Source organism: Streptococcus sanguinis (genome assembly GCF_008329445.1).
GTDB classification, from domain to species: Bacteria; Bacillota; Bacilli; order Lactobacillales; family Streptococcaceae; genus Streptococcus; species Streptococcus sanguinis_O.
Genome location: NZ_VIBR01000002.1, coordinates 41,311 through 64,277, shown reverse-complemented (window position 1 = coordinate 64,277; position 22,967 = coordinate 41,311). Strand labels below are relative to the sequence as shown.

Genomic DNA, 22,967 nt, shown 5'->3' with positions numbered 1-22,967 from the left:
CCATAGCCCTAATAATCTAGGTATTATTTCACATCAACTGCAACCGTTTCAAATAAATCGTTTAATTGCTTTTCAGCATCTTTTGCTGCAGCCATAGGGTCTTTCCCATTTGTGATAATATCTTGGAACATTTGTTCAATAATGTGTTGGTTTGTCAACATACCAGCTTCAACACTTGGGCCATTTTCATAACCAATAGCAGTACCTTTTTGAACAGCCTCGTTGATTACTTGTTCAGCATGTTGGAATTTTTGGCGTGTTTCATTTTCCTTATAAGCTGGTAAATCAGAAATACCACTAATCGTTGGCAACATACCAACTGGAGTAGAATCTAAGAAACCAACATAGTTGTCTTGTTCATACAGATATTCTAAAAATGCTTTTGCAACTTCTGGATGTTTAGAATTTTTCCATACAACCATTGGAACATTTGAAGTTTCAATCCCTTGATCTTTATCGGATGCTTTGACCTTCGGAATAGGATAGGCATCAATTGATTCTAATAATTGTGGACTGTTCGCTTCAACTCCTCCAATGTGGAAACCTGAGTTAAAATCAAAGGCTGTCTTACCTTGATAGAATAGGGTGGCTTGTTGTAATACATTATAATTGAGTGAATCTTTAGGAGAAACGTCCTTGTACATTTTCACCCAGTATTTGATTCCTTCTTGAGCCAAATCGCTAGTTAAATCAACCTTCTTATCCTTTGTTAATAGGCTTCCTCCTGCACTACGAACATAGAAATTCAGGAAACGAGTAGCCATAAAGTCATTCGTACCAAGCGGCACTGACATACCATAAACTCCATCAGCTGTTAATTTCTTGGATGCTTCATAAAGTTCATCCCAAGTTTTAGGTACTTCAATATTGTGTTGTTTTAATAAATCTGTTCGTACCCACATCACTTGCGCATGGGAATAAAGAGGAACAGAATAGTAATCACTGCCAATTTTTGCTTCATTCAGAGCTGTTTTATTGAAACGATCTTTTCCAATTTTGTCAATTGTATCATTCAATGGAACAATAGCATCTGAGTTAATCATTTCCATTACTTGGTTCGGTAAAGCTGTACTGACATCAGGTACATTTCCGTTAGCAAGGCCTGTTGTCCATTTGGTGTAAAAGTCATTCCAAGAAAAAGTTTCAATTTTAATCTTAACTTTTGGATGCTTCTTCATAAATTCATCTGCAGATTTCTGGATACTTTCTAAACGAGGTCCCTGTGTAAATGAGTGCCACATAACGATTTCCCCAGATAATTCACCTGAATCATTTCCTTTACTATTTTCCCCACTTGGAGAACAACCACTGATTATCAGTGCAACAAGTCCTGTTAGAAGAACGAATAAAAATTTCTTTAGATTTTTCATAGTTTACCTCTTTCTATTTAAGAAATAGCTACTTTAAATACTACTTTTTTTAAGGGTAGATCATTTACACGAACTTTGGGCTGATGCAAATCCTCAGGGAATGTTATTAAACATTCTCCAGATTTCAAGTGAATAAGCTGCTCCACTTTTCCTTCATATAATTCAATATCCTTTTCCTTATTATAAGGTTGACTAACTGTTGTGCTTTTAACAGAAGAAACTGCCATGTCTTCTGTATTTTCTAACACCAGATGGATATCAAGATATTTCCTATGAGTTTCAAAGAAATCTCCTGGTTGACCATCTGCTACATAACTAAAACAATTGCCAAATAATTTATCACCTTCAATATCTATCTTCCCTTCTGGAAGACTTCCCAAATCAACTGTTTTTAAAAAATTTATTAATCTTTCAAAATATGGATTTACTCCTACATAAGTTGATAGATTATTAATTTCCGTTACAATCATAATTAAAATTTCCTTATAAAATTTTATTTAATACGTGAACCGTTCTCTAATTCAAAGAAGTGTGCTTTTGCAATATTGAATACCAAGTTTATTTTCTGTCCTGCTTCATGGTAATTATGAGCAGCAACACGTGCAGAAAATTCCTGAACTCCTACTTTACAATAAAGGATAGAATCGCTTCCTAAAAGTTCAGAAACTATAATCTCTGCTTCAACAACAGAATCTGGGAAAGCATCAGCAGCTATCAACTCAGCTGAGATATCCTCTGGTCGAATGCCCAGTATCACTTTCTTTCCTTGATAACCTTTTTCTTCTAGGATTTTACGCTGACCGTCTGGAAGTCCAACAGCAAAACCTTGTCCATCTGTAAGCTGATCGCCCTCTAAGTTCACTTCAAAGAAATTCATAGCTGGACTGCCGATAAAACCTGCCACAAATTTATTAGCTGGTTCATTATAAAGTTCCTGAGGTGTACCGATTTGCTCAATTCGGCCGATAGTACCTGTTCCTGCTTCGTTCTTAGTAGCTGACATGATAACGATGCGGTCAGCCAAGGTCATGGCTTCGGTCTGGTCGTGGGTTACATAGATTGTCGTCGCTCCGATACGGCGGTGAATTTTTGCGATTTCTGCCCGCATGGACACGCGCAGTTTAGCATCCAAGTTAGACAAGGGCTCATCCATAAGGAAGACTTTGGCATCACGAACAATCGCCCGCCCCATAGCTACACGCTGACGCTGACCACCAGATAAGTCGGCCGGTTTACGATCCAGCAGCTCTTTCAGCCCAAGGATTTCCGCCGCTTCCTGGACTCTTTTGTCAATATCAGCCTTGTCATACTTGCGAAGCTTAAGTCCGAATGCCATATTGTCATAAACAGTCATGTGAGGATAAAGGGCATAATTTTGGAAAACCATGGCGATATCCCGATCTTTAGGAGCAATGTCATTGACAAGATTTTGATCAATATAGAGCTCCCCTTCTGTGATATCCTCAAGTCCTGCAATCATCCGCAAGGTTGTTGATTTCCCGCAACCGGAAGGTCCTACAAAAACGATAAACTCCTTATCCTTAATATCCAAATCAAAATTTTCAACAGAGTAAAAATCACTATTAGGATATTTTTTATATAGTTTATTTAGTGTTAAGGTTGTCATTCATCTACCTCACTTATTTTAATCCTGCAACAAAGCGCTCTGTAATTTCTTTAGGGCGAGTAATGGCTCCGCCGACAACGATGCCTCTTACCCCCAAATCATGTATCTGCTTGGCTTGACTCGGATAATGAATCTTTCCTTCAGCGATGACATCAAAGCCTGCTTGGCACAAGCGGCGGATGAGCTCAATGTCCGGTCCGTCAACCTTGGGACTGTAAGAAGTGTAGCCCGATAAGGTAGTGCCGACAAAGTCTACACCAGCTTCTACAGCAGCAGCAGCCTCCTCATAGGTACTGATATCTGCCATCAATAGCTGATGAGGATACTTGGACTTGACCTGCTTGATGAAATCCGCAATTGTCAGGCCATCATGGCGTTCCCGCTTGGTACAGTCCAGAGCAATGACTTCAATATCCAGAGCAGCCAACTCATCCACTTCCCGCATGGTAGCCGTGATGAAAGGCTCTTGTGGCGGATAGTCGCGTTTGATAATTCCGATGATGGGTAGAGAAGTTACTTCCTTGATTTCCCGAATATCGCGAACGCTATTAGCTCGAATACCGACAGCACCGCCCTGCTCAGCTGCCTTAACCAAGAGAGGAATCACTCCTCCAGCTTCCGTATAAAGTGGCTCCTGCGGCAAGGCTTGACAGGAAACAATGATGCCGTCTTTAATCTTAGCTATCAAGTCATCTTTTAAAATCTGTGACATGAATATACAATCTCCTTTCGTAAGACATCGGTCTGATCAGATAGTCTAACAACTATCTAGGACCTCAGGTAGAGCAGGGAAGAAGGCCGCAAACAAATATTTTTACTTCCTTATCCTAGACTCCATTTTTTAACTCGAGTATTTCATAATGTTATTATAAATAATTTTTAAAGCGCTTTCAATATTGTTTGAGATTTAGATTTTAGTTTCCGAATTTTCCAGAAAAACAGAAATTCCTGAAAGTACTTTCAGGAATTCGTTTTGTAGGAAAGCCATTTAAGGAGCAAGCAAACTTCTAAAAAGATTCTCATTTCTATGCTCCCTCAGGCAAGTAAAAAGGGCTAGACAAAGGCCTAGCCCCAAAGGGGGGACGAATATTATCTCTCTGATTTAAAGTCCGAAATGAGAGAAAGTCTTTTTATTTTGGTTCCGCAGAGCCAGTTAAAGACAGTATCGCTGACACGGACATTCATAGCCTCATGCCCATATTCAGGCAGGAGATGATACTCCTTTTCTCCCGCCAAACGGTTATAAATGGCAAACTGCGTGATAGGATAGCAAACATCATCCTCCAGGCCAATAATCATCTGCACTGGACAGCTAATACGATGGGCCAGATTTTTCACGTCAATATAAGCAAGTGTCTGCAACAACTGCTCTTCTGTCTCATGAAAAGGATCATGGAATTTGAAATAACGAAAGAGCTCATCATAGGCTTCACTGGTATTGCCAATCTCCAAAACCCGTCTAAAGTCAGCAAGGAAGGGATAGATGGCTACAGTCTGCTTAATCCGAGAATTTAAAGCAGCTGCTACCAAAGCCAAGGCTCCGCCCTGTGAACCGCCAAAACTAGACAAACGGTTTTCATCCACAAAGTCCAAACCAGCCACTAGCTCGACCAAGGTGTAAACATCCAGATAGACATCCTTGAAAAAGAGCTGATCCGGTCCATCCAGAGCCCCACGGATAATATGTCCTTTAACAGTATTGCCGCGGACTTCTCTATTACCATCCAGTGAATAGCCAGACTGACCACGGACATCCATCGACACCACACCCCAGCCCGCTGCCGTATAGGCCAGCATATCAGCCCAATCCCAGCCCTGTCCCATATAACCATGAAAATGAAACAATACCGGAACTTTTTCTGATAACTTAGGCACAACTAGCTTAGCGTAGATTTGTCCACCGTTTCCAGACTTGAAGGTTAGCTCATAGCAAGTCGTATATGCAATTTGAAAATCTTTTTCCAGCAACTGGTAGTCCTGAGGCACTTCCAACTCCGCCACTTGTTTATTCCAAAAGGTATCAAAATCGTCGGGCATTTCATCTCTTCCGCGATAATCTAACATTTCTTTCAGTAAAGTAGGGTTTTTCATGTCTTATCCTCCCAACGATTCTTGAAACCTCTTTCATCATACCATAGAAAGAGGAAATCTTCAATAGGTTAATATATAGATTTTCTGTTTTTTCTGAAATTTTACCGATTCACCGCCTAAGAACCTATATGAAGCAGGAGCAGTAAATAGAACAAACTAAATCCTATGTTTAGGCCAGCCCCGTTAAGGTAGGGACGTCCGATTCTCAGCTTTTCTACCAGTAAGATAGTCAAGAGACTGAGCGGTAAAGGAGTCAGCAGCCCCAGATAAGCAGGCAATATTGTCTGACCGGTAACTATTAGCAGTGAGTAAATGAGCCAGCCTAAACCGGTCAGGGCGATAGCTGTCCGCCAGGTTATATCTAGAAAGAGCACTGCTTCATTGATAAGCTCGCTATCTTCGTCTGAGCAGACCTGTTCGCCGCTTCGTTTATAAGCCTTTTTGCTGATGATCCCAACGTAGTAAAAGGCCACATGTGCAACCGGCGAAAGGGCAAATCCAATTCCTAACAAGGTTATTGACAGATAGGCCCAAAAGCCCTTATTTGTCAAACCAAAGAGAGCATAAAGCGAGACTAACATAAGAGGGATTGAGAAGTTAGCCACCAGAGCGCCCAGACGCAGCCGACCGACAGAGCCAGACAGCATCAGCATAGCCAGCTTCTTATTGCCAATCCGACTCTGCTCCGTAAAAGAGGCATAGTTTTCCTTGTCTACCTCAAAGCCAACCAGCAGAATATCCCCCAATAACCAGCAAAGACCACTCAGCAGCCCAGCCCATAAAGATAAAAAAATCACATTGCTCTCCTTTTTTCCATTGTCCCCTTATCTTAGCACAAAAGCTCACTCAATCACAAGTAGTCAGAAGGTTTACGTCTTTTTATCCCAGCAAGCTCCTTTCGTTAAGAGACCTAACGCTCACGTCACTACGCTCCTCAGCATCAATGTCTCTAAGCTCGGCTTCGACCAGAGGTCTTGCCTCGCTAAGATACATAGAAAAATCCCCCACCAAAGGGTAGGGGAATGACCGACAAACTGTCGTATTTTTAATTGAGGAAGCTGCTCGTTTATTTGCGGCGTCCTGGGCGTTCCTTGTAGCCATAGTATGCGTCTTCGATGATTTCCTGCATGTGGTCAACCATTGGAAGGCGTGGGTTGGCTGGAGAACATTGGTCTTCATAAGCAAGGAAGGCCAATTCGCGTGAATGTTCTTTCCATTCTTTTTCGTCAATACCTTGAGCCTTGAAGTTCATTTCGATACCAACACGTTCTCCCAGTTCATAAACAGCTTTCGCAAATGATTCAACACCTTCTTCTGGAGTAGAAGCTGGCAAGCCAAGCATACGAGCAATGTCTTGGTATTTCTCATCCGCACGGTAGTAGTTGTACTTAGGCCATGTCGCTGTCTTAGCTGGACGTGTACCGTTGTAGCGGATTACGTATGGCAGCAAGATCGCATTTGTACGACCGTGGATGGTGTGGAACTGAGCACCAATCTTATGGGCCATAGAGTGGGAAATTCCCAGGAAGGCATTGGCAAAGGCCATACCAGCGATAGTAGAGGCATTGTGCATCTTTTCGCGAGAGTGGAAATCAGCATTCTTAACAGAGCTTTCCAAGTTTTCAAAGACTAGTTTGATAGCTTGGAGAGCCAAACCATCTGTAAAGTCGCTGGCCATCTGAGATACATAAGCTTCTGTTGCGTGAGTCAGCACGTCCATACCAGTGTCCGCTGCGACAAATCCTGGAACAGTCAGTACCAGAGCTGGGTCTACGATGGCTACAGTTGGAGTCAGAGAGTAGTCAGCGATTGGGTACTTGCGATTATTAGCCTTGTCAGAGATAACGGCAAACGGTGTTACTTCTGAACCTGTACCAGATGTTGTAGGGATTGCGATAAACTTAGTCTTCTTACCAAGCAACGGGAATTTGAAGGCACGTTTACGGATATCCATGAATTTTTGCACAAGGTCACGGAAATCCACTTCTGGTTGCTCATAGAAGAGCCACATTACTTTAGCTGCGTCCATTGGCGAACCACCACCAAGCGCGATGATTGTATCAGGTTTGAAGGTACGCATAATCTCTGTACCACGTTCAACGGTTGTGATATCTGGATCTGGCTCTACGTCCGCAAAGATTTGGTAAACAACCTTATTCCGACGAAGATCGAGTTGTTCGATGATACGATCTAGGAAACCAAGCTCTACCATAGCATGGTCTGTAACGATCATGACACGTTCCACATCACGACATTTTTGCAGGTATTGGATAGAGTCACGCTCGAAGTAAGTTTTTGAAGGGAGTTTCATCCATTGCATATTATTTCTACGTCTTCCTACTTTTTTGATGTTCAAGAGATTCACAGCACTAACGTTATCACCAACTGAGTTGCGACCATAAGATCCACAGCCCAGAGTCAGTGATGGCAGGAAGGCATTATAAACATCCCCGATACCACCGAAAGTAGAAGGTGAGTTGCAAATAACACGGATGGCACGAACAGCCTTACCAAATTCCTTGGTCAACTCTTCATCCGCTGTATGGATAGCAGCTGAGTGACCAAGACCATGGAATTCTACCATTTGACGAGCCTTTTCAACACCGTCTTCACGGGATTCAGACTTGAGAACAGCGATGACAGGTGACAGTTTTTCACGTGTCAATGGCTCTTTTTCACCAACTTCTTTACACTCTGCGGCCAAGATATTCGTATCTTCTGGTACGCTGAAGCCTGCTTGCTCTGCAATCCAAGTAGCTGGCTTACCAACGATATCCGGATTGAGCTTAGCACCAGCACAGTTCTTGCTGTTTGCCTTAGCGCCGAAGCAGAATTCTTCCAACAGAGCTTTTTCTTTCTTATTTACAAAGTAAGTATGGTAAGATTTGAACTCTTCTACAAACTCATCATAAACTTCCTTGTCAATGATAACGGCTTGCTCAGAAGCACAGACCATACCATTGTCAAAGGATTTAGACATAACGATATCGTGCGCTGCTTGACGGATATTAGCTGATTTTTCCACATAAGCTGGTACGTTTCCGGCACCAACCCCAAGAGCTGGCTTACCACATGAGTAAGCTGCCTTCACCATTGCATTACCACCTGTCGCAAGGATTGTTGCAATCCCTTCATGGTTCATAAGTGCAGAAGTTGCTTCCATAGATGGTTGTGTAATCCATTGCACACAGTTTTCAGGCGCACCTGCTGCAATCGCTGCATCACGAACGATTTGTGCTGCATGGGCAGAAGATTCTTGAGCAGATGGGTGGAAAGCAAAGATAATCGGATTACGCGTTTTTAAGGAAATCAAAGCCTTAAAAATAGCTGTTGAAGTTGGGTTAGTTGTTGGAGTAATTCCGCAGACAACACCCACTGGCTCCGCAATCAGGGTCAAACCAGTTACATCATCTTCTTCAATAACGCCAACAGTCTTCGTATGGCGCATATTATTCACAACGTGCTCACAGGCGAAAAGGTTTTTAGTTGCCTTGTCTTCAAAAACTCCGCGGCCTGTTTCTTCATAAGCGTGCAGAGCCAACTCACCGTGAGCATCCAAAGCTGCTACAGAGGCCTTGGCTACAATGTAGTCCACCTGTTCCTGATTCAGCTTTCTCATTTCCTCTAGTGCAACCAGACCTTTTTGCACCAATTCATCGACATGCTTTTGCGCTGCCAAAGCCTTGTCTTCTTGTTCTACCGTTTTCTTCTTTTCAGCCATTCTATTCCTCCAATGGTTTTGCCTTAGGTTAGACGAAGAACTCTAACCTTTGTTAAATATTTCACAATTCAATTATAACTTATTTAATACCTTTTGTAAACACTTTCACTTAACATTCACAAACTTTTTTCTATTAATTTGTGAATTATATAACAAATTCGCTTATTTTACAGTCTATTCTTTTAGTTATTGTGAAAAAATTTTTTACATTTTAAAAATTTCACATACTTTTACTTTCACATAATATATGAAAGCGCTTTCTTTATTTAAATATAAAAAGCTCGGACGAACCGAGCTGATCTTTACTTTATAAACTTATAAAAGATGAACCTTAATTCCCATTTTTAATAATCTCAATCGTCATCATAAACACGTTCACCATGAATTTTGATGTATTCTTCATTCCTGCGGTCGTCTTCTTCCCAAACTGGATCTCGAACATCATCCATAAACGGAATTTCTCCAAGACTCATCTCATTAGCCTGTTCATAACTCATCGAAAGGATATCTTCATGCCGTTTTTTAAATTCCTCCACACTTAACCAGCTCTCTTTATCATCTTCGCTAATCTGACCATCAATAGCAGTCGCAATTTCAATCGCCATAATATAGAAGGCACGTTTATCAACAGTTAGAAGATCAAGGTGAGTAGAAGCTAAACGTAGACAGTCTCCTTTTTCTCGATAGTCTGTTGCTGGATTATCTTCAAAATCTAATTCAAGGTTTTCATATACATGACTTCCAAATTTGTTGGTAATCCCTTCTTTCAACCGAACATTACTCCATCTATTATCATGTATCCACTTATTTAATTTTAAGTGAATAGTTGGGTCTGTTTTAAATGGGCGAGTATTTCCAAAATAAGAAAAATCTACTCGCTTACCATCTTTAGTATCAAACCACATTCTCTTCGCTAGTTCTAAGTAATCAAATGGAATTTCTTTGGTGTAATCGCCTTTTATATAAATTCTCACTCGCCTTCCTCATCGTCGTCCAACTCTACCTCTCCATGAATTCGGATATACTCCTCGCGCTTCCTATCCAATTCTTCCCAGAGTGGCTCGTCAATGGCTTTCATAACCTTTATCTCTTCTAAACTAATATCGACTGCTTCGTCGTAGGTCAAATTCAGCAGGTCTGCATGTTTCGTTTTAAATTCTTCAATACTCAGCCATGTTTCTTTGTCGTCTTCGCTGATTTGACCGTCAATGACAGATGCTACTTCAATCGCCATGATATATAGAGCTCGCTTATCAACCGTTAGAATATCCTTATGAGTCGTGATTATTCGAAGATAGTCTCCTTTTTCTCGCCCATCACTTTCATAAGAATCTTCAAAATTTAGATTTAAATTTTCACGCTTAAAAGTCGCCCAAGAGTCTTTTCCTATTCTAAAATCAGCCATTCCCCAACGCTCATCATTTGAAGAAAATTTGTCCAAACTAACGCTAAAATAAAAATCATCATCACATGCGTAAGAAAAACCAACTTTCACTCCCTTACGTTCCTTGAACCACATTTTCCAAGGATATTCCATACTAGCTTGATAGATATTAGCTTCGTAGTTGCCTTTAATGTATAGTCTCACTCATCTTCCTCATCGTCATAAACTCGTTCACCATGGATTTTGATGTATTCTTCATGAAGCCGTTCCTCTTCATCCCACAAAAGGTCCTCTACAGGTTTCATACTTTTCAGTTCCTCCACACTGATATCAGTTGCTTGATCGTAGGTTAGTGATAATACGTCCTTGTGCAACTCCTTAAAAGTCGCTACATCAATCCAGGTCTCTTTGTCATCCTCACTAATTTTCCCATCAATTGCACCAGCAACCTCGACAGCCATGACATACATCGCACGTTTGTCAATCGTTAAAATGTCCGTATGGGTGGTCGCAATCCTAAGGTTTTCGCCACGTTCTCTCCCATCAGTAATAAAATCATTTTCAAATTCTAATTGAATATTTTCATCAGAAAAAGAATTCCAAGGGTCGCTCTTGTTGTATGGTATATGATTCCATCGTTCATCCTTAAATCGCCATTTATCAAATTGAACTCCAAAGAAGAAATCATCTTGTAGCATCTCATCATCACCGACGTTTGAGTATGTAATAGGATGACCATGACATTCCTTAAACCACATTTTCCAGAGCAACTCTCTTGTTGTAAAGGTTATTTTTTTCTTAAAATCACTTTTAATATATAGTCTCACTCGTCTTCCTCGTCGTCATAAACACGTTCACCATGGATTTGTATATATTCTTCACGAAGACGTTCTTCCTCTTCCCATAGAGGGTCTCTTACTGGTACCATTGTCTTTAATTCTTCCAAACTAATTTCAACCGCTTCATCATAAGTCAGTGAAAGAACATCCTTATGTAGCTCCTTAAAAGTCTCTACATCCACCCAGGTCTCTTTGTCATCCTCACTAAGTTGTCCATCAATTGCTCTCGCAACCTCGACTGCCATAACGTATAAAGCGCGTTTGTCTACTGTTAAAACATCTATATGGGATGTTGCGATACGTAGATAATCTCCACGTTCTCTCCACTCTGTAATGAAAGTTTTTTCAAATTCAAGTGTTATACTCTCATATTCCAAAGACAACCAAGGATTACTAGGAATTATAAAAGGAGCCTTATCCCATCTTTCGTCAACTGAAGACCATTTGTGTAACCGAACACCAAAGTAAAAATCATCCTGTAACATAGCATCATCACCAACATTGGAGAAACTTATTTTCTTGCCATTCCGTTCCTTAAACCACATCTTCCAAACAAGCTCTCTAGTTGTGAAGTCTATTTTTTTCGTAAAATCACTTTTAATATATAGTTTCATATTCCCTCCTAATTTCAGTAATTATTTTGATAAGTTTTCCAAATTCTATTGAAGATTTCTTCTTTAACAGTTTTATTAAGGTTTTTTAAGTTATCATTAGTGTTAATCCAATCCCATATTGAGTTTTTATTGTAAATATTCTTAATGTCAATATGCTCATTCACTCCATACCCCGATTTACCACTTCCAGATTGAACCTGGAATACTCCTTCACCATTCGAACCACTAGTTGGCTCCCAATCTACACGAAGTTTCACTTTTCGATTTCCTACTCGGGCTTCAATTAGTTTACCACCCCTGCCAGAAATGGTCTTACTCGTCGGTTTATTTGCCTGCCAGCTGTCATAGTTGCTAGCTGTATTTAGGCTGATTTTACCATTGGCTATATTCGTTTTAACAATAGCTGTACCTATATTTCTGGCACCATCTAGTACTAAACTTTCGCCAAAAGCATAGCTCAAATCAGCCGCTGCTATACCAGCAATTGCAGAAGTTCCAGCAGATTCTAGTCCAAAGAATAAACCTACAGCCTCAGCAACTGTTCCTCCAAAGTAAACACCAATACCAGCTAAAATTTCTACAAGCCCCTGAGCCACTGCTCCTAAATTAGCTTCAGCATTTTCCGCTTCTAGTTTATGTAATTCCTCATTGATCTGGTTAGTATACTGTTCATCGTAACGACCATTCTTATTTACAACGTAGAAAGAACCATCATAATCACTATAATCAATTACATCAATTATATTGCCTTCATTGTCAATTTTTAGAGTATGGTTATAATCATCAACAATCTTATCCCATTCTGAACGCGGTTTCCCCTTTAACTTTTCCTTGAGTTGACTACGATAATAGGCATCCCCTTCATCCGATAGCATCATATTCCGAGAAGCTTCTTGAATCAATCGTTCTTTAGGCTCTAGATATTTTTTCTTCGAAATAGTCTGAATCTTCTGAGCCTTCATCTTAGTAGACCAACTCATATCTATACCATCAGTAGAGTAATTACCCTCACTGTCTACCAATACCTGACTAAGCTGCGTCGCTCCTTGGATAGCTAAACCCAAAACCTGCAGACTATCTGTGAAATACTGGGACACCTGATCCACAAACCATTCCAGTTTGTCTATTTTTTCTTGAATTTCTCGAATACCGATATTTAGTTGAGTTTCAACTTCCATTAAAGCAGATGTCTGAGATAAAAGGTCTCCCAACTTACCTGTCAGCAGAGCTCCTGCATTACGGAAAAAATCTTGATTATCTGCAATCTGCTTTTCTACTTTTGCCAGTTGCTCATTTTTTATTTTCAGCTGTTCCTTCAGTAGATCCAAGTCCAATTCGCCATATCCAGCCACCTCGGAATCAGCACTTTTATAGGAAGCAAGCTCTCCCTGAATATCATCAATAGCCTCTTGCAACTTCTTGATGGCAGGGATGATTACCTCAGTAAATAAGCCTTTCCCCGCTGTATAAGCCGCTCCCTGCAGCTCACCCGACTCCAAAGAGGCAATCAGATGGTCGCAGCCACTAGATAGACGATCGGTCACTTGATTGGCTACTTGAAGGTTGCTGGTCATCGCTTGGATAAGCTGGGCTGAATCTGCTGCACTATATTTTACTCCCATGGCAGACTATTCCTTTCTTTGGTCAGTTTGTCTCGCTCTTCTTCCATAGTCTTTCTTGTTTGACGACTGAGCTTTCCAAGTTCATCCATCTGAACATCCACATAGTTCTTAACCTGTCGGTTAAGATACTGAGTTTCTGATAAATCACGACTGAGGGCAGCAGAGCTTTGAGGGTGTTCATAAAGAAGATGTTCCATTCGGGTCGTCAAGTATTGGAAATCCGTCGCAAAATTCGCCAGGGAAATCTCGTATTGACGTTTCATCGTCATAAATTCGTCTTCTTTTTGGTCGACTTTGAGGATTTTTTCGTAAAGTGCCTGGCGTTCTTTTTCGCTTTTATCTGCCTTCATCTCAACTCTCCCAGCGCTTGGCTTCCTCTATATCGCGTTTCTCAATTTTTGCAGCAATTTCTGGAAATTTATTGGCCTGAGTCAGAACAGCTGAGCTGAAGTCACTGACAGCCTGTAGCATTTGATTGCAGGCCTGACGGCCAGCTTCCATCCCAGCAATCCCTGTTGTATAGGAAAATTCGACTTGTTGATTTTGTGCATTGCTAGTATCAACTCCAACTAGCTCGCTGATAGCAGAACCAGCTGAAATAGCGCTCGATTTAATTTGTCCCATTATTGCTTCTCCTTTTGGAATTTATGGTTTCACATTACCAGAATTTGCTTCATCTATGGCTTGCTTAATGGTATTGGCATAGAGAGTTCCCCCTTCAATGATGGACTCTGAGTTTGAGCCAAAGTGGACATAGTCTGTCCCTTCCCAAATCTGCGGATTTTCGATAGCAGTTTGATGCCAGTCGGCCACAAAGACATAGTCATACTTCTTGGCTAATTCTAGCTCATACTCCCGCTGCTGGGCCAAGACGCCGCCCTCTGAACGACCGTCATAAGGAGTCACGAGGATCAGTTGATGCCCCTTAGGCAGGCTGGAAACATACTCATCCAAAAGCTCATTCGAATAACCAGACGAATTGGTCCCGAGAGCCAGGACAACCTGCTTCTTCAGCACTCTATTAGCAATATCTGTCTTGTAGACCTCTAAGCCTGTGCTCAGACTGCGGCTAACGACAGTATCTAGCTCGATTCCTGGCAAGATCTGCTGCAATTGATCGCTTGAGCGCAGGGCAACCGAGTCACCAATCATGGTAATTCCGTCCGCCACATTGTACTCAGTCGCCTTGGACTGATCAACCTGACTCCGAGTTGTCTGCATCTTATTGTCCACTTGATTCAGAGCATTAACAATCAAACTTTCCTCAAAAGCTCCTACCTTTGGTGCTGTCACCGAGATAAAGAACATAATCAAAGTCAGCGGAATCATGCTGTAAAAGATTGGTCTGGTAAGAGATGACAGATCCATCTTGGTTCCCATGATAACCGGCTGACGACCAGCCAGAGTTGGCTCCAAGATATAGAAAGACAAGGCTGCAAAAGTAAGAGACAGCAACGTGGTCAAGAGAACAGCCAAGCCGTTACTCATCAGCTGGGTAAAGATAATATAGAATGGCCAGTGGAAGAGATAAACACCATAGCTGGTATCTGCGATAAAGTTGATAAGGCTAGGTTCCTTCACATCAGGAAGCTTGTCATGCAGCATCCTAGCAGCAAAAATCATCAGACAGGCCAAGATAGTTGAAATCAAGAATCCTACCAGGTAGGTCCAAAGATTGTCAAACTTGAGCAGGAAACTGAGCAAAAGCAAAACAGCAGCGCTGCCCCCCATGATTCCTAGCACTTGCTTGAGATCCAGCTTTTCCTCCAGCAGCTTAAAGCGACTGCTGACATGGCCGACACCAGACAAGGTAGCCAGAATGCTTCCTGCAAAGAAAGGAAAGACATGGGTCAAACTTGAGAAATAAATATCGGAGTAATTCTTAGTGGTTAAAGCGCCAGCAAACATTGATACAAAGCTGACTAAAAAGAGACCTGCAGAAACCAGCGCAATCATACCGCGATAGCGAGCCGTTGACTTGGCAACCTTGCCCAAGCCCCAAGCGGCCAATCCCCACAGAACATAATAGTGCACTTCTAAAGCCAGACTCCAAGTGTGAATCAAGATGTGCGGCACAAACTGACTCTCATAACTGCCACCTGAGAGCATTTCATAAAAGTTGGTCACAAAGCCCAAAGCAGCCGCAATCTGCGTCCCAATCCCAGCCACAAAATCCTTACGGATTAAGAAAGTAAAGGGCATAACGACCAAAATCATAAAGACCAGAGGCGGTACAATCCGATAAAAACGTCGTTTGAAAAAGCCTTGGATATCGATTTCTTTCTTCTTGGCAAACTCGTCAATAAGCAGAGCGGTAATCAAGAAGCCAGAAAAGGTAAAGAAGATATCCACACCAATAAAACCGCCAGGGAAAACGCCCTGGAAGTAATGATAAAGCAGAACTAGAAGCAGTCCCGTGATTCTGACGAGCGAAAACCATTTAATGCGCATTTTGATAAATTCCTTGTTTAAACGTTCCTTCATAAACGACATTGCCTTCTGTCGTTAGCTTTCCTTGTCCGTCGGCCTGACCCTTGCTGAAGTCCCCTTCATATTTCCAGCCAGCCTGCGAGGTAAAGGTCCCTTTTCCATCAAAGATGCCATTGCGAAATTGACCGCTATAACTATCCCCATTTTGAAAAGTCATAGTCCCCTGACCGTTCATCTTCCCGCGAACCAAGGTCCCGTCATACTTGATCTTACCCTGATCCAGCGTTAAAACGCCCTTACCAGGAATCCCCGAGGTAAAGACTAGAATAGCTGACAGCACAATGACCGTGACAGCCAAGAGTTCTAAATTCTGCCGGGTCAGATAGACCTTGTATTTTTCGTAAAATTCTTTTACTTTATCCATATTCCTATCCATCCAAACGCTCTAGCCACTTCTTGCAGCCAGCCAAGACCAAATCATAGGTTTGGTCAAAATCTCCTGTGTACCAAGGATCTGGCACACTTTCTTCCTCAAACTGATAAATTTTATACTGAAAATCCTCAGGCGCCATCCGCTTCAAATCTCGGACATTGCTTTCATCCATACCGATGACATAGTCAAAATCCGCAAAATCCGCTGCCGAAATCTGCTGAGAAGTCTTGTTCCTATCATAAGCAATGGCATATTTCTTAAAAATAGCCTGTGTTCCCCGATGAATGGGATTGCCGTGCTCCCAGCTCGAGGTTGCCCGGCTCTCGATTTTCAGTTGGTCTGTTAAACTCTTCATGACAAACTCTGCCATCGGACTACGGCAGATATTGCCCAAACATACAAATACAATTTTCTTCATACAATACCTCGCTATCTATTATAACAAAATAATGGCAAAAACTAGCCCTGAATCGTTTACAGTTTCCTGATTCTCGTTGAAAACTGGCAAGCCCTGCCCCTCTCATGTCTGAAAATAGCAAAAAACCACCGTTTGGTGGCTTTTTGTAGGGAGATTATTTTTTAAAAAGAAAAAAGTTTTAGGAGTTAAGTTAATTTCTTAACTTGGTTATAGTATAATATCCATTTCTTAAAACTTCCTTAAAATAACTTAAACATTTTACTCTTATCTTGTACTTATTTATCAAGACAATGACATTCCAGCTGTGGCCAGCGTTTCTGCCAATTCTTCTTAGCCAAGCGCTCAGCATAGACACGCTGGCGCTCCTTATTGTCAAGAAAATGAGGAGTCGGTCTAACCTGAAAGTTTGAGATATCCTCCAAACCATAGGGAGCAAAAAGTTCCAGTTTGTCATTTGCCAGCAAGCGCAGGCCGATAGCTGTGCAACGCTCAGGATACTTACTCATAGCTTCGCAAGCATTTTTATAAGGTGCTGTTCCAGGACTATGGCGGTGCATATAGGCTTGATTTCTCAGTTCCCATCGATACTGTGGCCAGTCTGCCTTGAGCTTGGCTTCCAGATCTGTCGTCTCTGCTTCAGCATAACTCGGGTCAAAGAAAATGACATCTACATCCGTCTCTGAATCAAAACCTGGTCGCTCTGACAGCATATTCCAGATAAAATTCCTCACACATCCAGCTGCTAACCAAGAATCCTTGAGCTCCAGACTGCGAATAATTTCCAAAATTGCTCGGATGTCTGGATCTTGACCTAATCGGTCTAAAATCTCCTTTTCTGTCATCATTCCTTCATATACTCATATCCTAAATGCTCATAGGCTTTGCGGGTAGCCACGCGCCCAGTCCGTGTCCGCATGACAAAGCCTTTCTGAATTAGGTAAGGCTCATACATGTCCTCCACTGTTTCACGCTCCTCAGCAATATTGACCGAGAGGGTTCCCAGTCCCACTGGACCGCCACCGTAGACCTCTATCATAGTCTTCAAAATCTTCTGGTCCACGTAATCCAGACCTTCCTGGTCCACATCCAGCATGGAGAGAGCCTGGTCGGTTATCTTATCATCAATCAGGCCATTGCCCATAATCTGCGCGTAGTCCCGCACCCGCTTGAGCAAACGGTTAGCAATCCGCGGTGTGCCTCGGCTACGCAGAGCCAGCTCCTTCGCAGCCTCGTGAGTAATATCCATCTCAAAAATCTCTGCCGTGCGCTCAACGATTTCAGTCAGGTCGCCAGCTTCATAATACTCCATGTGACCGGTAATCCCAAAGCGAGCCCGCAGAGGATTGGACAGCATGCCTGCCCGAGTGGTCGCCCCAATCAGAGTGAAAGGCGGCAAATCCAGATGGACGCTGCGACTGGTCTCACCTGAGCCAATCATAATGTCGATGTAAAAGTCTTCCATAGCGCTGTACAGCACTTCCTCTACTGCCATTGGCAAGCGGTGAATCTCATCTATAAAGAGGACATCACCCGGCTCAAGGTCATTTAAGATCGCAACCAAATCACCAGATTTCTCAATCACCGGACCTGAAGTTTGCTTGAGATTAACGCCTAGTTCATTGGCAATAACAAAGGCCATGGTCGTCTTCCCAAGACCTGGAGGGCCAAAAAGCAGGGTATGATCCAGCGCCTCATCCCTCAGCTTAGCCGCTTCAATAAAAATCTTCAGCTGGTCCTTGACCTTGTCCTGACCGATATACTCCTGTAAATACTGGGGACGCAAGGTGCGCTCCACTAATTCCTCATCGCCCATTAATTCATTATCTAAAATTCTACTCATAGAACTATTATAGCAGAAAATAAAGCCGAGGAAGCAAATCTAATTCGCGTCTGAACACAAAAAAAGACCACCGGATTGGGTGGCCTTTATGGGAGATTATTATGAAAAAGTTTAGGATTTCTATCAAATAAAGTTAGGAGGTCTTCATTTGATACTCATAGTATACTGCCCCTAACTTAAAGAAACCTTAACTTTGTATAACGTATCCTTTAAAATTTAACATTTGAGTTACAATCCGATAAACATCCTGTCTTATTCTAAAATTTGAGCAAAAAAAGACCACCGGATTGGGTGGCCTTTATGGGAGATTATTATGAAAAAGTTTAGGATTATCAAACAAAGTTAGGGGGCTTCATTTGATAAGAATAAGTATAGCAGCCTTAGCTTAAGAAAAACTTAAAGTAAAATTCAGTTAGCAAAAAAGATTTTGCTTTTGATAGTGGAGCCTTTTTCCTTGCTTAAGATTAGCTACTTATGAAAACATAGTCTCTGAAAACTGGACCAAGAAAAACGGCAGAAGGAGGTACTGCCGTTTTTTGTGCTCTTTCGCGATTGTTTCTTTATAAAGTTGCTGGTACATCAGCAAAATACACTGTCCTGCTGGTAAAAATCTGACCGGCCTTGAGAATGACATCTGACTGCTGGCTACTGTGAATGGCATCCGGCAGGGCCTGAGCTTCCAGAGCCAAGCCATTATGCTGAATCATAGGCTGTCCGTCAAACCGAATAGAATCATCCACGCAATTCGCTGAATAAATCACTAGGCAGGGCGCCTGAGTTTGAATGGTCAGGCGACGGCCCGATGCTGGATAATAGAGCGTGCCTGCCTGGTCTCGGCTTGGTTTTAACGCAAAGGGATGATCCAAGCCAGATACCAGCTGGATTTGCTCATCAGTCGCAGCGAAAATTTCTTTAAGGGCAGCGCCCTTGGCCAGCTTCTTGACAAAGTCACGCTCTGCATCAGCCTTTTTTTCAGGAAGGCCGTCAGCTGCGATAGGATAGACACCATCAGTATTGAGCTGCAGGATATGATCATCTATCGGTTGATTGAAACGACCAGACAGGTTGAAATAGCTGTGGTTGGTCGGATTGACCAAGGTATCCTGATCTGTCTGGACCTGATAGGAGATTTCCAGCCCGCCCTGCTCTGTCAGGGTATAGGAAACCCAGATTTTCAGATTGCCCGGGAAGCCGCCAGTTCCGTCAGTCCGCTCTGTATAAAAGGTAAGTCCGTCATTGCTGACTTCCTCTACTTCAAAAACCGCACTGTCCCAGCCGCTGGATCCACTATGATTGCAGTTTGAGCCATTATTAGCCTCTAGCTGAAAAGTCTGGCCATTCAGCTTAAAAGCTGCTCCGGCAATACGTCCGGCCACCGGACCAATACTGGCTCCGTGCTTAGGACTGTTCCCAATATAGTCCTCAAACTGATCAAACCCGACAACGATATTGTCAAAGTGATTATCCTTATCAGGAGTGACATACTGGACGACGGTCGCACCGTAGTTCATGACTGTCAGTCGATAGCCTTGATCGTTTTCAAAAGTGTAAGCCAGAATCTCTTGACCTCCCAGCTTCCCAAAAATGGATTCTCGGTAAGATTTCATACCAAACCTCTTTTATCTATCCTGTTAAAAATCACGAACTTGCCAAGTTCTGTCTTCAAAAGGCAGGTCAAGCTTGTCCACCCAAGACACCGCTGTTTGGCGCAAGACTTGATTAAGATCCTCGATATTCTGACGACCCGTCTCGTCCAGCCACGCTTGAGCTGCTGCAGCTCCCTCTTGGGCAAAGACTGAGACTGCATCCTTCCAGGTAGCCCGTCCACACAGAACGCCGTTAAACTGTGAGCCCGCTTCATGGGCTAGCCGCAGCGTTTCTTGGAAAAGCTCGGCACTGACACCAGCGCTGAGGAAAATGAAAGGCAAGTGCGTCGCATCTGACTGTTCTTTAAAGAAAGCTCGGGCTTCCGTCACGCTGTAGACTGGCTCAACTCCTTCTTTGGTGAAACCCTCGACAAAGTTCATATTGACCGGCACTTCAATCTTTAAGACGTCTACATGGTAACGGGGATCTGAAAAGAGCTTGACTGCCTCGTTGACCTTATGCGGCTTAAGCTTAGCATAGTTAGCGTCCAAGACACTGTCACTCTTCGCATCATAGGTCAGAATCTCCAGAAAATAAGGAATGTCCTCAGCTAAGCATTCACTGCCCACGCGCTCAACCCAAGCCTGCTTGATGTCGTTGATTTCTGGCTTGTCGTCCACATCATAGTAAATCAAGACCTTGACAGCATCTGCGCCCATGTCTCGGATGCGACTAGCTGACCAGTTAGGCAGCAAGTCCGGCAGGCGGCCCTCAGCTGTTACATCATAGCCGGTCTTCTCGTAGGCCACTATCAGACCGCAGGAAGCATCCCGCAGCTCGGCTGCCGGCAGACCGAACTCTGGATCCAGCAGGATGGAGCTGGCGTAGGGCGTCAGCTGACTAGAGATTAATTCTTTAAACTGAACCAGAGCTTGGTCACCAGATGGCGCATCTTCTCCGCTGGCCAGCATTTTCTTGAGCGAACCACGCTGGTCAATAGCCAAAGCCCCGATAATCCCCTGCTCGTTTGATAGTTTTTTCAAATGGCTCACTTTTTTGTGACTGATTTGTAATTTCTCCATAACTTTTCCTTTTCTTACTGCCCAAAAGGGTGAATGATAACTCCCTGTACTACACGATTGACCGTGCCTGTCGGAGATGGTGTATCTGGACGGTTTTTGACCTTGAGCGAGGACAAGAGGGCAAAGAGCTGAGCATAGACGATGTAAGGGAAGATGCGATAGCTATCTCCCAGAGGCTCTTGGGTACTCAGCACTACTTGCTCGACTCCTTCCAACTGCTCCTCCCGGTCAGTCAGCATCACCAGCCTGCGGACAATTCCGTCACCAGCAACTTCCCGCACCAAATCCAAATCATAAGCCTTGGTATAGCCATCTGTCGAACCAAAGACCAGAACGACTGTGTCTTGGTTAATCAGCGACTTAGGCCCATGCCGGAAACCGACTGGACTTTCGTACATGGTCGCAATTTGGCCGGCTGTCAGCTCTAAAATCTTGAGCTGGGCTTCATGCGCCAGACCAAAGAAAGGCCCTGCCCCCAGATAAATGACCCTGCTGAAATCCAAATCAACCAGCTGCTGCACACCTGCAACGCGTTCTAAAACATCCTGACTGAGCTGAAGCAGAGCCGCAACCTTGGCTTCCTTCTGGACTAGTTCAGCCCGGTCAAAGACCAAAAGGGCTGTCAGCATCATGGAGCTGAAGCTAGAGGTCATGGCAAAGCCAGCATCATTAGAAGCTTCTGGCTGCAGGAGCAAAAGATTCTTTTCATCATCTTGGGCCTGCTGAGCCAGCTTGCCCTGGGCAGCACAGGTAATAGTAATCTGATACAAGTCATCCACCAACTGCTTAGCCAAGTCCACAGTCGCTACACTTTCTGGGGAATTTCCGCTGCGGGCAAAGGAAACAAGTACTGTCGGCACTTCTCTCTTCAGATGCACCAAGGGATTGGCCACGATATCTGTCGTCGCAATAGCGTTGAAATTCCATTTGCGCTCATCATAAATCTTCCTAAAATAAGGCGTCAAAGTATCTCCGACATAGGCTGATGAGCCTGCTCCGGCAAAAATGACCTTAATGTAGTCATGTTTGTCCTCAATTTTTTTCAGAAAAGCAGCGATGTCTGCGGCTTGAGCCTTGTAATGTTCAAAGGCTTCCTGCCAGACCTCAGGCTGCTGATAGATTTCTCTCGTTGTGATGTCAGCCCCCAGACGCTGCAATTCTTCCTGTGAATAATCTAACATTCTCTTTCTCATTCCTTTCCATCATTTGAAAAAGGGGGAGCGAGACAGAGTCCAGAAAATCAAAGATTTTCGGCTCGCTGTCCCACCCCCGCAACGATGGCTAGACTTGAAATATACTTTTAACAAGCTTTTTCAAACCAGACAGCGACTGCATTTTGCAATGCTGAACCATCCACTTCCCTAGGCCAAGAGGCATCTCCCAAATTCCTCTTAAACCAGTATGCTTGAATCATCCACTGTGGCTTGGCCTTACCTATCAGCAGTCTCCCATCTGCTGACAGCTCAAGGACTTCACCCAACTAGAAGTGATTGTTCAAGCTTTTATTCATCTTCATCATCCATTAGGCCAGCTAGAACATCATTGACCTTAACAATATTCTCTGCGGCCTTGGATGGATAGCTGACTTCTGCTCCTGTCAAAGAAGCGTTAATAAACTCAATGATCATGGGCAGATTGACCCCCGCATAAAGCTCGATATCCTGTCCTTCCATAATGAAGCGGCTGACTACATTACAAGGAGTGCCCCCCAAGAGATCCGCAAAGACCAAGTAATCCTCAAAATCTTTGACCGTCTCTAAGAATTTAGCTGCGAAGTCTTCTGGGCCTTCCTCCGGAAGCAGGGCTACTGCATGGATATCTTCCTGAGGCCCCATAATCATTTCCGTAGTTGTTTTCAGCTCTTCACAAAAGCGACCATGGCTGACTAAAACTAATTTCTTGCTCATAA

Annotated in this window: 23 protein-coding genes and 1 pseudogene; all 24 read right to left on the bottom strand. The window is 43.1% G+C overall.

Annotated features, from left to right (window positions below; all coding sequences use genetic code 11):
• Positions 1-23 precede the first annotated feature (23 nt).
• Positions 24-1,370, bottom strand: a complete 1,347-nt coding sequence (locus FKX92_RS05270) for an ABC transporter substrate-binding protein (protein ID WP_002894432.1) — start codon at positions 1,368-1,370, stop codon at positions 24-26.
• A gap of 17 nt (positions 1,371-1,387) precedes the next feature.
• A complete protein-coding gene (locus tag FKX92_RS05265) occupies positions 1,388-1,840 on the bottom strand; it encodes a YhcH/YjgK/YiaL family protein (RefSeq protein ID WP_002894431.1) in 453 nt (150 codons plus the stop codon).
• Between the two features lie 23 nt (positions 1,841-1,863).
• Entirely contained in the window at positions 1,864-2,997 is a 1,134-nt protein-coding gene (locus FKX92_RS05260; RefSeq protein WP_011836316.1) for an ABC transporter ATP-binding protein, read from the bottom strand.
• 13 nt (positions 2,998-3,010) lie between these two features.
• Entirely contained in the window at positions 3,011-3,709 is a 699-nt protein-coding gene (locus FKX92_RS05255) for an N-acetylmannosamine-6-phosphate 2-epimerase (protein ID WP_002898779.1), read from the bottom strand.
• Positions 3,710-4,086: 377 nt separating this feature from the next.
• Positions 4,087-5,088: an alpha/beta fold hydrolase gene (locus tag FKX92_RS05250; protein WP_124765073.1), complete on the bottom strand. Its 1,002-nt coding sequence runs from the start codon at positions 5,086-5,088 to the stop codon at positions 4,087-4,089.
• Positions 5,089-5,204: 116 nt separating this feature from the next.
• Positions 5,205-5,885 (bottom strand): DUF6796 family protein, encoded by a 681-nt coding sequence (locus tag FKX92_RS05245; RefSeq protein ID WP_149565732.1) that lies wholly within the window; start codon positions 5,883-5,885, stop codon positions 5,205-5,207.
• Between the two features lie 82 nt (positions 5,886-5,967).
• A pseudogene (locus FKX92_RS12225) lies at positions 5,968-6,072 on the bottom strand (shikimate dehydrogenase); the annotation flags it as partial.
• 82 nt (positions 6,073-6,154) lie between these two features.
• Positions 6,155-8,809 (bottom strand): bifunctional acetaldehyde-CoA/alcohol dehydrogenase, encoded by a 2,655-nt coding sequence (gene adhE / locus FKX92_RS05240; protein ID WP_149565731.1) that lies wholly within the window; start codon positions 8,807-8,809, stop codon positions 6,155-6,157.
• 353 nt (positions 8,810-9,162) lie between these two features.
• Positions 9,163-9,783 carry a hypothetical protein gene (locus FKX92_RS05235; RefSeq protein WP_149565730.1) on the bottom strand — a complete coding sequence of 207 codons (621 nt, stop codon included), beginning with the start codon at positions 9,781-9,783 and terminating at the stop codon, positions 9,163-9,165.
• Positions 9,780-10,397, bottom strand: a complete 618-nt coding sequence (locus FKX92_RS05230) for a hypothetical protein (protein ID WP_149565729.1) — start codon at positions 10,395-10,397, stop codon at positions 9,780-9,782. Before FKX92_RS05230 ends, FKX92_RS05235 begins: the two co-directional genes overlap by 4 nt.
• Positions 10,394-11,020 (bottom strand): hypothetical protein, encoded by a 627-nt coding sequence (locus FKX92_RS05225; protein ID WP_125337550.1) that lies wholly within the window; start codon positions 11,018-11,020, stop codon positions 10,394-10,396. Before FKX92_RS05225 ends, FKX92_RS05230 begins: the two co-directional genes overlap by 4 nt.
• Positions 11,017-11,646 carry a hypothetical protein gene (locus FKX92_RS05220; protein WP_125348051.1) on the bottom strand — a complete coding sequence of 210 codons (630 nt, stop codon included), beginning with the start codon at positions 11,644-11,646 and terminating at the stop codon, positions 11,017-11,019. The genes FKX92_RS05225 and FKX92_RS05220 overlap by 4 nt, the downstream gene beginning before the upstream one ends.
• 14 nt (positions 11,647-11,660) lie before the next feature.
• Complete coding sequence (locus FKX92_RS05215; protein WP_125337548.1) at positions 11,661-13,268, bottom strand: virulence protein; 1,608 nt, start codon at positions 13,266-13,268, stop codon at positions 11,661-11,663.
• Entirely contained in the window at positions 13,259-13,618 is a 360-nt protein-coding gene (locus FKX92_RS05210) for a hypothetical protein (RefSeq protein ID WP_048773666.1), read from the bottom strand. The genes FKX92_RS05215 and FKX92_RS05210 overlap by 10 nt, the downstream gene beginning before the upstream one ends.
• A gap of 1 nt (position 13,619) precedes the next feature.
• Positions 13,620-13,892 carry a hypothetical protein gene (locus tag FKX92_RS05205; RefSeq protein ID WP_002894417.1) on the bottom strand — a complete coding sequence of 91 codons (273 nt, stop codon included), beginning with the start codon at positions 13,890-13,892 and terminating at the stop codon, positions 13,620-13,622.
• A 21-nt stretch (positions 13,893-13,913) separates the two neighbouring features.
• Positions 13,914-15,719 carry an acyltransferase family protein gene (locus tag FKX92_RS05200; protein ID WP_125348217.1) on the bottom strand — a complete coding sequence of 602 codons (1,806 nt, stop codon included), beginning with the start codon at positions 15,717-15,719 and terminating at the stop codon, positions 13,914-13,916.
• Complete coding sequence (locus FKX92_RS05195; protein WP_185756485.1) at positions 15,709-16,134, bottom strand: MORN repeat-containing protein; 426 nt, start codon at positions 16,132-16,134, stop codon at positions 15,709-15,711. Before FKX92_RS05195 ends, FKX92_RS05200 begins: the two co-directional genes overlap by 11 nt.
• Positions 16,127-16,549, bottom strand: a complete 423-nt coding sequence (locus FKX92_RS05190; protein ID WP_125348045.1) for a low molecular weight protein-tyrosine-phosphatase — start codon at positions 16,547-16,549, stop codon at positions 16,127-16,129. Before FKX92_RS05190 ends, FKX92_RS05195 begins: the two co-directional genes overlap by 8 nt.
• Before the next feature lie 275 nt (positions 16,550-16,824).
• Positions 16,825-17,394, bottom strand: coding sequence for a nucleotidyltransferase family protein (locus FKX92_RS05185; protein ID WP_149565728.1), 570 nt, complete (start codon positions 17,392-17,394; stop codon positions 16,825-16,827).
• Positions 17,391-18,389 carry a Holliday junction branch migration DNA helicase RuvB gene (gene ruvB / locus FKX92_RS05180; RefSeq protein ID WP_002898800.1) on the bottom strand — a complete coding sequence of 333 codons (999 nt, stop codon included), beginning with the start codon at positions 18,387-18,389 and terminating at the stop codon, positions 17,391-17,393. The genes FKX92_RS05185 and ruvB overlap by 4 nt, the downstream gene beginning before the upstream one ends.
• 560 nt (positions 18,390-18,949) lie before the next feature.
• Positions 18,950-19,996 (bottom strand): aldose epimerase family protein, encoded by a 1,047-nt coding sequence (locus FKX92_RS05175; protein WP_149565727.1) that lies wholly within the window; start codon positions 19,994-19,996, stop codon positions 18,950-18,952.
• 24 nt (positions 19,997-20,020) lie between these two features.
• Positions 20,021-21,058 carry a tagatose-bisphosphate aldolase gene (gene lacD / locus FKX92_RS05170; RefSeq protein WP_149565726.1) on the bottom strand — a complete coding sequence of 346 codons (1,038 nt, stop codon included), beginning with the start codon at positions 21,056-21,058 and terminating at the stop codon, positions 20,021-20,023.
• 14 nt (positions 21,059-21,072) lie between these two features.
• A complete protein-coding gene (locus tag FKX92_RS05165) occupies positions 21,073-22,251 on the bottom strand; it encodes an SIS domain-containing protein (RefSeq protein WP_149565725.1) in 1,179 nt (392 codons plus the stop codon).
• A 309-nt stretch (positions 22,252-22,560) separates the two neighbouring features.
• The gene (locus FKX92_RS05150) at positions 22,561-22,965 is read right to left on the bottom strand and encodes a PTS sugar transporter subunit IIA (protein WP_149565724.1); all 405 of its coding nucleotides are present in this window, start codon (positions 22,963-22,965) and stop codon (positions 22,561-22,563) included.
• Positions 22,966-22,967 lie beyond the last annotated feature (2 nt).